Source organism: Pseudomonas sp. B6(2017), from assembly GCF_002112765.1.
GTDB lineage: Bacteria > Pseudomonadota > Gammaproteobacteria > Pseudomonadales > Pseudomonadaceae > Aquipseudomonas > Aquipseudomonas piscis.
The window spans coordinates 240,833-248,807 of the sequence record NZ_NEIQ01000013.1 but is presented as its reverse complement, the minus strand read 5'-3'; the positions used below and the strand labels follow the sequence as shown (position 1 = coordinate 248,807).

Sequence of the window (7,975 nt, the reverse complement as noted above, 5' to 3'; positions counted from 1 at the left end):
CAAGGTGGCCGCCAGTTCATCAGGAAAGGTATTGAGCAGTTCGATCTTGGCGGCGGTGATCACCGCTTCGAAGCGCTGGACGATCTCGGCTTCTATCACGACCTCGCCCAGGTCCTTGGCCAGCGCCAGCTCCTCGCGGTCGCCGCGTATCCGGTCGAGCCGGTCACGGGTGGATTCCTTCTTGCCGTTCAAGGCCGCTTGGCGCATCAGCCACTCAATCACCGCCTGGGTGTCGTACTGGTTCTCGTTGCCGCGCCCTACCCCGAACTCATTAACCGGCATACCTTCGTTCTGCCACCGGCTCAGGGTGCGTTCATCACGACCGACGATCTCGCCGAGTTCCAGCTTGCTGACTGTCTTGCCCATTACTAAGTCCTTGAAAAGACGGACATCCCTGTACAAATCTCAGCTGCAGGGAAACCGCGAGTCCGAGTACCCGTGTAGGGGCCCGCCCTCGGGGAGGACCCAAAAACCGGCCCCGCCCCCGGCCAGCCGGGCGGGCCAGACGGCCCCTGCCTTTCAAGCTGCCCCGCTGCTGGGTGGCTGGTCCGAAACACCGATTCGCCTGGCCGCCCAGCGTTCGTACAGATTGATAGCCACGTCGGCGCCTGCCATCGCAGTGAGGCACCCAACCGCAGCCGCAACCCAGATTGAACCGCCCCAGGCGTACAGCAGCATGTTGACCGAGAGCCCACAAGTAACGCAGGCACCCGAGCGCAACGCGAGCCGGCGAATCAGCCCCCAACCGCTAACGCCTTCCTTATCTGCTCGCCACATCTCGCCGGACACGCCGCCCACCAGGGAAAGGACGATCACTAACCAGATCGGCATCTCTGCCAGTGCTTGTTGCTCGTTCGTCATCGCCTACCCCTTAAACGCAAAAACCCGGCACAAGGGCCGGGTTTGGTGTGTGGGTGCCTGCCGCTCTCTGCGGTCGCACCTATCGAAGATGACCACTTTTTACAGGTGGATTCCGGTGGCAGCAACCCTGTTTTAACGCCACCCGGTGAATGTCTAGTGAACGCCTAGGCAATGTCGGCGAATATCTTTATTTCGGCTATCAGCGCCTTTGGCGCTGTCCTACCTGTCCCACTGATAGCGAGTCAGGCAGGACAGCTACAGCCCACGAAATACAAGGCGCTGCCCTACTGTCCTACCTTTATCTTTCCTTTCTCGCATGTAAGAAGAAATTGAAAGGCACGCGTGCGCGCCCGCACGCGTCATGCGTGCCCGCTGCGCTCATGTGTGCGCATGACGCGCTGAGAGGTTGGACAGTAGGACAGCCCACGAATGACAAGGCCCGCGCTTGTCCTGCTGCGTTAAAACGCGGTCGGACAAGGCGAGCCAGTAGGACAGAGACAAGCGCACCAAGGGTAAGCGTCAAGCCACCTTCCCCATCAGCATGCCCTCGATGAACAAGTGTGCCTGGTGCAGGCGCTGGTAGTACGTCTCACGGCTACACCTACAGTGCGCATACTTCTGGGCAAGGAAGCTGTCGTGATTGCAGTAATGCTCCATCACCACCAGGGCCAGCTCGGGCGACAGGTGCTTGTTGACGATCAGCTCGATATCAGCCGATTCATCCAGCAGCACCCGACTGCCCCGGGTGCCCCGTATCAGCTCGCCTTTGCACGCCATCAGCATTGCAATGATATTGCCGCCGCCCGCACCGCCAATGGCCGAGGTCGTGGGCATGTGCAGATCCTGGGCCCAGAGTTTGAGCATCTCGTCGATTCGCTTAATCAAAGCAAGGCTCCTCCTCCATCGGCGCCACCTGCAATGCAGATCCGCGCCCCCAGCTGGTCGGCTTCTGATAGGCCCATGGGCGCACGCCGCTCTTCGTCAACGCCGGCATACGTTTCTTGCGCCACCCCAGCCGATGCATGATCGAACCGACGCGCATCTGCGCTGGCTTGTCCCAATGGCTAGGGTCTAGCTTTAGAACCTCAGCCAGGATCTGACTGCCGGTGGTGGTCTCCCCCAGGTGCGACTCTTCCAGCCACTGCAGGATCGAAACCTCCCATTCATCCACCACAAAGCGCTCTTCCTGTGCCTCGGCGAACAACGGCGCCTCGTCGCGGATCACCCACCAGATATCGCCCGCCTGATAGCAGAACATCGCCTCGGCCCAGAGCTGGTCGCGGATCTGCCGCAGTTGCTCCAGGTCGACCTTGGTGCAAGCCACCGGCCAATAACGCCGGTTGCCGGTGGCGTCCTTGAGGTACTCATCCTGGTTGGTGGTGCCCACGAAAACACACTGGCGTGGCACATCCATGGTTCTGCGGCCGTAGCTCTCGCGGTAGGTGTCCACCGAGGCCGAGAAGAACTGCTTGGCCTTGGTCGACTCGGCCTTGTTGAAGCTGTCCAGCTCCCCCAGTTCGATGATCCACTTGCCCCGGATCGCCTGGAACGCATCCTTGTCGCCCAGGGTAAACGGCGTGTCCATAAACCACGAACCGCCGAGAATGCTCATTGCCGTGGATTTACCGGCGCCCTGGGCACCTTCCAGAATCATCACCGAGTCCGCCTTGCAGCCCGGCGCCATCACTCGGCCCACCGCCGAAACCATCCAGCGCTTGCCGACCTTTGAGCTGTAGTCGGTCGGCGCAACGCCCATGATCTCGGTGAGCCAGGAATCGAGCCGGGGCACGCGGTCCCACTCAAGGCCACGCAGGTAATTGCGCACGGGGTGAAACGCCCGATAGTGCGCCACCACACTCACCGCCTCGATCACGTTGCCGACCTTGACCCGCAGGTTGTACTGCTGCGCGAGCCACTTCATCACCAGCATGTCGTCGATGTCGGCCCAGTCGCCGGTGTCGCCGCCATAGGGCGGTACCCGCAGCTTGACGATCTTGGCGCTGAACGAACAAAAACCGATCACCCCGGCCCAGCGTTCATCGTTGCTCAGGATCAGTTCAACGTTCTGCATGTGTGCAATCAGCATGCCGCTGTCGCTGCGGGCCAACAGATCCCGCCAGCCGCCCGCAGCGGGCGGCCTGACCACCGCCAGCACCTGACGGCGCACCGCCTCCAAACCTTCGGCACAGTGCAGGTCGTTGAAGTCGGTCCACTTGATCTCCCGCTCGCCGGAAAAGATCGGCGCCACCACCTGGCCACCCACCACCGCCGCTGCGTTCTCCGCACGTTCCTTGCCGGGGTTCCAGGGTTCACCGTTAGGCCGCGTGGTCTTCCAGTCATCATCCCGGCAGACAATAATCGGGCACCCGGCAAAGCGCTCACGCATCGCCTTGCACACCGGCATGAGATTGCCCGCATCAAAGGCGACGGCGACGGTCAGCGATGTCGCCATATGCAGGCTGGCGCCGGTAGCGTAGCCCTCACACACCAGCACCGGCCCGCCGGGTTCAGGGTGGGGACCGATCAAGTGGAAAGCGCCCTCTTTCGACAAGCCATAGGGCCAATAGGATTTATCACGCCCGGTGTCTTCCTGCTTTTCGGGATAGATCACCTGCAAGCCGACAATCCGGTTATGCACGTTGCTCATGGGCACCAGAAACGCCCCCGAGCGTGGCGCATAGCGCACCCCGAAGCCGACAACCTGCTTGCGGTCCAGGTAAGTGCTCTTGCCCTTCTCCGGCATACGCTTGAACAACCCGGCTGCTCGTGTTGCCGCACGGCGCGCGGCATTAGCCGCCACTTCTGCCGCCCGGCGTTTCGCCTCTTCCTGCCGGGCGCGCATCACCTCGCGCTCCTCGGCGCTCATCCGCCCGGGTTTGACCTTGATCTTCTGCGTCACACCCGAACGCCAGTCGCCAAAGCTGCCGAAGATCAGAGTCTCGCCCTTCTCTGTGTAGTGCTCATGCACCACGTACCAGCCGTTTTTCTCCTTGCCCTTATCCTGCGCCGTCTTGCAGCGGGTGAGCTTGCCGAACACCAACGGCTGCGCGGGCTCCAGGCCGTAATCGGCGAACTGCCCCAAGACCTCCTCAAGCATGTCGTGCCCTCCGCACTTCATCGATCTCCTGGCAGGTCACGCACAAGGTGCATCCAGGCTGAGCCAATCGCCGCGCTTCAGGAATAGGACCGTCACAGTCTTCGCAGATGAGGAAGGAATGCGCCGCCAACTCAGGTCTCAACAACCGACGCGCCGCGAGGGCCTGATCAAGGCGCTCTTGCACCAGATCGTTGGCAAAATCGGCGAGATCCATTATGAATCCCTCCATGTCTGCCCCGATACGATATGAAGTATCGTGTTCCGACTGACACCAAACTTGGTGGCCAGGCGCGCTGATCCAAATGGCGATCCGTATTTCGATGAATGGTTAGAACGAATCCACCTGACCTGATCGGAAGTGAGCTTAGCTCTAGGATTAGACTGTCCTTTATAGCCAGGGCGCCCCTTTTGAGATGCCCAGCGCCCACGCCCCTTGCGTCGCATATCCTGCATGTTTTCGAGTTGGGTACCTATGAACAGATGTTCAGGATTACAGCAGGGAGGGTTGTCGCAATGATGCAGAACTCGACTCTCAGCAGATGGCAAACCGTTTAAAACAGACCACAGATATCGGTGGGCAAAATGGGCCTTGCCTTTTCGGTTGACCTTGCCGTAACCGTCTCGATTCCGATAACCACCATAAACAATGCAATCTTTCTCAACTTTTAACTTCGCTCCAAAACACGGATCGAGAGCGGAGATGCTCAAAATGATTTCATTCAAGTCAGCCATGGTCCGCCCCCCGAGTGGTCTGGTTGACGTAGCAGGCACGGTTAAACATGCCCAGCAGCCCCTGTATGCCGCGAAACACCTGCAGACGGATTTCGGCCAACTCAGCATCACTTACCACGCCATCGCCGATGCTCTTGGCCCAGGTGTCGGCCAGGTCAGCAACCTGACGGAAATACACCGCGATGCCCGTGGTCAGCGTCTCCGGCATATCGTTGGTGTAAGCCTCGGCCAGCTCCTGCCAGATGGTGTCCCCTACCAAGGCATGCACCGCATCGAGAATGCGCCGATCCTTGGTTAGCTCCAGGATCTCGCCAAACTCTTGGATGTTGATGCTGTGGCCAGGGTGGGTGGGAGACAGCTTGTGCTGCAGCGTGGTGGGGTTACGGCCGGTGGTGGCGGCGATGGCAGCGGCGCCGCCGGGATAGTCCCGGGCAGCATGGTAAAGCGCGAGATCGAGCGGCAAGACTTCCCGCTTGGCTCGCTCAATGCAGTTCAGAGCAATACGGCTCATGGCATTAATCCTAAAAGTTGCCAGTGCCGCGCGGCATGCAGTGGTGTTACATTTGCCGCGTGGCTTGTAAGGGCCCAAACGCCGGCTAGATCCGCAAGATCGACACCGGCACCGTGCCGAGACGAACAATCCGTTGTTCACCTCTGGCGCAACAGCTGCCCTATCTGTGGTGGAAAAGGCAGCAACCCAAGGCTTCCGAGCCTTGAAAGCGCGGTTGAAGTAGACGTTTTTGCATGTGGTGTGCGCGCCTACCTAAACCGCGACCCGGCGACACTGTGGTGGTGTGTGCCGGGAGGAACTGGGCGACCCTTGGGTCGCCTTTTTTCTATCTACGCTGCTGCTTTCTGAGGAGCCGACGCGTTCAACAGCCAAGAGGCTTGGAAGGCGTTACCTTTACGCTCTGCTGCAGTAGCTAAAAGCTCCGCGTAATTGGTTTCGCCGGTGTAATCAGTCCGAGGAAGACATGCAGCCTGACGCCATTTGTTCAATGCCTGATAGCTCCGATTGCATACCTTCGCGGCGGCTCCAATGCCGCCTGCGGCCTCAAACGCGAACGCAATTGCGCTCGGAAAATCTTCGGGGTCCAACATGACAACCTCCTTTTATCAACTTTCGGTTGATGCTACAGATCAACTGACTATTGCGCAAGCCCTGTGAGACTCTCAACCCATGGTTGATAAAAATACCCTCCGCGCAGCATTTAGTGAGCGCCTACATGAAGCCCTTGACGATGCCGGTGTACGCAGCCGGGGACGGGGCGTGGACATCCATCGCCAGTTGAAAAATTTGGGGGTCGATAAAACAACACAGGCAATAAGCAAGTGGCTGAATGGTGATGCGATAGCGGAAGCGGACAGCATGGCTGCGCTCTGTTCGTGGCTGAAGGTCAGACGTGAATGGCTTGAATATGGCGTTTTGCCGAAAGAGCAGAGTGGTGAAAGCAATGTTCGTCAGCTCGCCATAGCCAACGGAAGTAATATCAGCGAAATCGATCAACGCGTTGGCAAAGTGCCGCTAATTTCATGGGTACAAGCCGGTGCAAGGTGCGAAGCGATCTCGAACTTTGAGTCTTATGAGGCCGAATCTTGGCTTTCTTGCCCTGTCCCAATCAGTAACCAAGGGTATGCATTGGAGGTACTTGGCGATTCAATGACGAATCCAGGACCGGGCCGCAGCTATCCGACTGGATGCATAATTTTTGTGGATCCTGAAGCTGAAACCAAGATTGGAGATCGGGTCATAGCTAGGGTTCCGCGTACAAATGAAGCAACTTTTAAAGTACTAGTAGCTGATGCTGGGCGGCAGTTCTTAAGGCCGATTAATCCACAATATCCGATAATAGAGATCACCGAAGAAACCCATATATGCGGAAAAATTGTAGGTTCATTTATTCCTGAATAATTTGCAAAGTCTCCATATATTTCTTAAACCCCTTATAACAATCTACCACCTTCAAAACGCCTTCAAAGTTGTTATGACGTCTCCAGTTCCAAAATCGGATATCACCGTTGCCCATAGAGTACACGTATCGCAAAAATTGAGATGGCAACTGCGGATTATTGCACAGAGCGGCTTTACCCTTACCATCCATATACCACACATAACCGAGGTCACCATCCGCCCCAGCGTACCAACTTATACCGCCCTCCTTAAAATCTACTTCCTGAAACAAACGACGCTCAAATTCCTCTTGCTCATATACACAATGAATATGCGCATGAACTATACATCCCCCCGAATGATTAGCTCGTATACCAGCCCCACTTTCGAAGAAGACCAAACTTCTACCATGTTTCGATTCAATATAGGACGATAAAGCCTGTAAAATTGCACGAACTTGGGCTAATTTTGAATCATGAATTACAGAAAAATTATTTACATGTGCTTTAGGAACGATCATCACATGCGAATCGTTGAGTGGCCCCAAGCTAGGTATAACCACAAAATCGGCGCTTTCGTGGATTATATTTTGGCGGCTATTAACGAGCACTTGATATCGAGGATCACAGCCCTCTACAGCTACCCCCTGAAGCTCCTGACAAACATTACACTTATTCATCGCCCTTACCACTAGCATCTTTCTTCTTTATTTTAGGTAGAAGCTCTTCAGCCCAAGCAGCGAGCCGACTTAAGACCAAATCAGAAAAATATCCCAAAATAAAACAGATTGAAAAAGCCGCACCAGCTGAAGTTGAACTCTTCAAAACAACAGGAAATATTCCTGAAGAAATCAGAATATATGTCACAAACGCCACCAGGCACGAAAGGAACGGCGTTAAAACCCGCCAATAGAATTTATGACACTGCCATAAATATTTGTACTGATCATCTTTACCTCTTGCAGTAACTCTATAAAACCACTTTGCATCGTAGACCCAACCGCCCAAGAAACCACCAAACAAGGCATATACAAACGTTTTATTATTATACTCCATGTTTATTTGTTTAAATTGAATTAAAAACATAGTTATGGTTGCTACTGCCAGCAGTCCAACCAGATACCAAAATTCGAACATTATTTGACCTCTATGAGTGTCAAAATATGGAACGCAGTCCCTCCCACCAATCCCTTTGTCTCTATCATCTTCATTTGACATAGCGGTATCCCTTGCTACAAGTCAGCTATAAGAATTCGATCGAGCATCTTCGAATAATCACGTGGCAGATATCAATCGGAATTTCCAAATCAGCATAGATTTCTAGGCTAATCGCGCCCTAGGCGTACGCATCGGGTCGAGCTTCCGAAGCTAATATCAACCTACATTTGACATAAA

11 protein-coding genes are annotated in these 7,975 nt (G+C 55.7%); 1 reads left to right on the top strand and 10 read right to left on the bottom strand.

Features of this window, described 5'->3' with window-relative positions; genetic code table 11:
* From CAG11_RS22695 to CAG11_RS22660, 8 genes are all read right to left on the bottom strand, one after another.
* The coding region (locus CAG11_RS22695; protein ID WP_085598038.1) for a terminase small subunit at nucleotides 1–366 on the bottom strand (366 nt) is incomplete at its 3' end.
* 153 nt (nucleotides 367–519) lie between these two features.
* Nucleotides 520–861, bottom strand: a complete 342-nt coding sequence (locus tag CAG11_RS22690; protein WP_085598037.1) for a phage holin family protein — start codon at nucleotides 859–861, stop codon at nucleotides 520–522.
* A gap of 519 nt (nucleotides 862–1,380) precedes the next feature.
* Nucleotides 1,381–1,746 (bottom strand): hypothetical protein, encoded by a 366-nt coding sequence (locus tag CAG11_RS22685; protein ID WP_085598036.1) that lies wholly within the window; start codon nucleotides 1,744–1,746, stop codon nucleotides 1,381–1,383.
* A complete protein-coding gene (locus CAG11_RS22680; protein WP_085598035.1) occupies nucleotides 1,739–3,958 on the bottom strand; it encodes a VapE domain-containing protein in 2,220 nt (739 codons plus the stop codon). The genes CAG11_RS22685 and CAG11_RS22680 overlap by 8 nt, the downstream gene beginning before the upstream one ends.
* Nucleotides 3,951–4,175, bottom strand: a complete 225-nt coding sequence (locus CAG11_RS22675; RefSeq protein ID WP_085598046.1) for a TraR/DksA family transcriptional regulator — start codon at nucleotides 4,173–4,175, stop codon at nucleotides 3,951–3,953. The genes CAG11_RS22680 and CAG11_RS22675 overlap by 8 nt, the downstream gene beginning before the upstream one ends.
* On the bottom strand, nucleotides 4,172–4,690 hold the full coding sequence (locus CAG11_RS22670) for an HNH endonuclease (protein ID WP_158091439.1): 519 nt from the start codon (nucleotides 4,688–4,690) through the stop codon (nucleotides 4,172–4,174). The genes CAG11_RS22675 and CAG11_RS22670 overlap by 4 nt, the downstream gene beginning before the upstream one ends.
* Nucleotides 4,683–5,201 carry a phage regulatory CII family protein gene (locus tag CAG11_RS22665; RefSeq protein WP_085598033.1) on the bottom strand — a complete coding sequence of 173 codons (519 nt, stop codon included), beginning with the start codon at nucleotides 5,199–5,201 and terminating at the stop codon, nucleotides 4,683–4,685. The genes CAG11_RS22670 and CAG11_RS22665 overlap by 8 nt, the downstream gene beginning before the upstream one ends.
* A gap of 329 nt (nucleotides 5,202–5,530) precedes the next feature.
* Entirely contained in the window at nucleotides 5,531–5,791 is a 261-nt protein-coding gene (locus tag CAG11_RS22660) for a hypothetical protein (protein WP_085598032.1), read from the bottom strand.
* Between the two features lie 79 nt (nucleotides 5,792–5,870).
* Between CAG11_RS22660 and CAG11_RS22655 the strand changes: the two genes are divergently transcribed.
* Nucleotides 5,871–6,602 (top strand): LexA family transcriptional regulator, encoded by a 732-nt coding sequence (locus CAG11_RS22655; protein ID WP_085598031.1) that lies wholly within the window; start codon nucleotides 5,871–5,873, stop codon nucleotides 6,600–6,602.
* On the opposite strand, the gene CAG11_RS22650 is transcribed toward CAG11_RS22655, so the two are convergent.
* Together CAG11_RS22650 and CAG11_RS22645 are read right to left on the bottom strand one after the other, a co-directional pair.
* The gene (locus CAG11_RS22650; RefSeq protein ID WP_085598045.1) at nucleotides 6,589–7,260 is read right to left on the bottom strand and encodes an HIT family protein; all 672 of its coding nucleotides are present in this window, start codon (nucleotides 7,258–7,260) and stop codon (nucleotides 6,589–6,591) included. The two genes, CAG11_RS22655 and CAG11_RS22650, sit on opposite strands and share 14 nt — an antisense overlap.
* Nucleotides 7,253–7,798: a hypothetical protein gene (locus CAG11_RS22645; RefSeq protein ID WP_085598030.1), complete on the bottom strand. Its 546-nt coding sequence runs from the start codon at nucleotides 7,796–7,798 to the stop codon at nucleotides 7,253–7,255. Before CAG11_RS22645 ends, CAG11_RS22650 begins: the two co-directional genes overlap by 8 nt.
* Nucleotides 7,799–7,975: the final 177 nt, after the last annotated feature.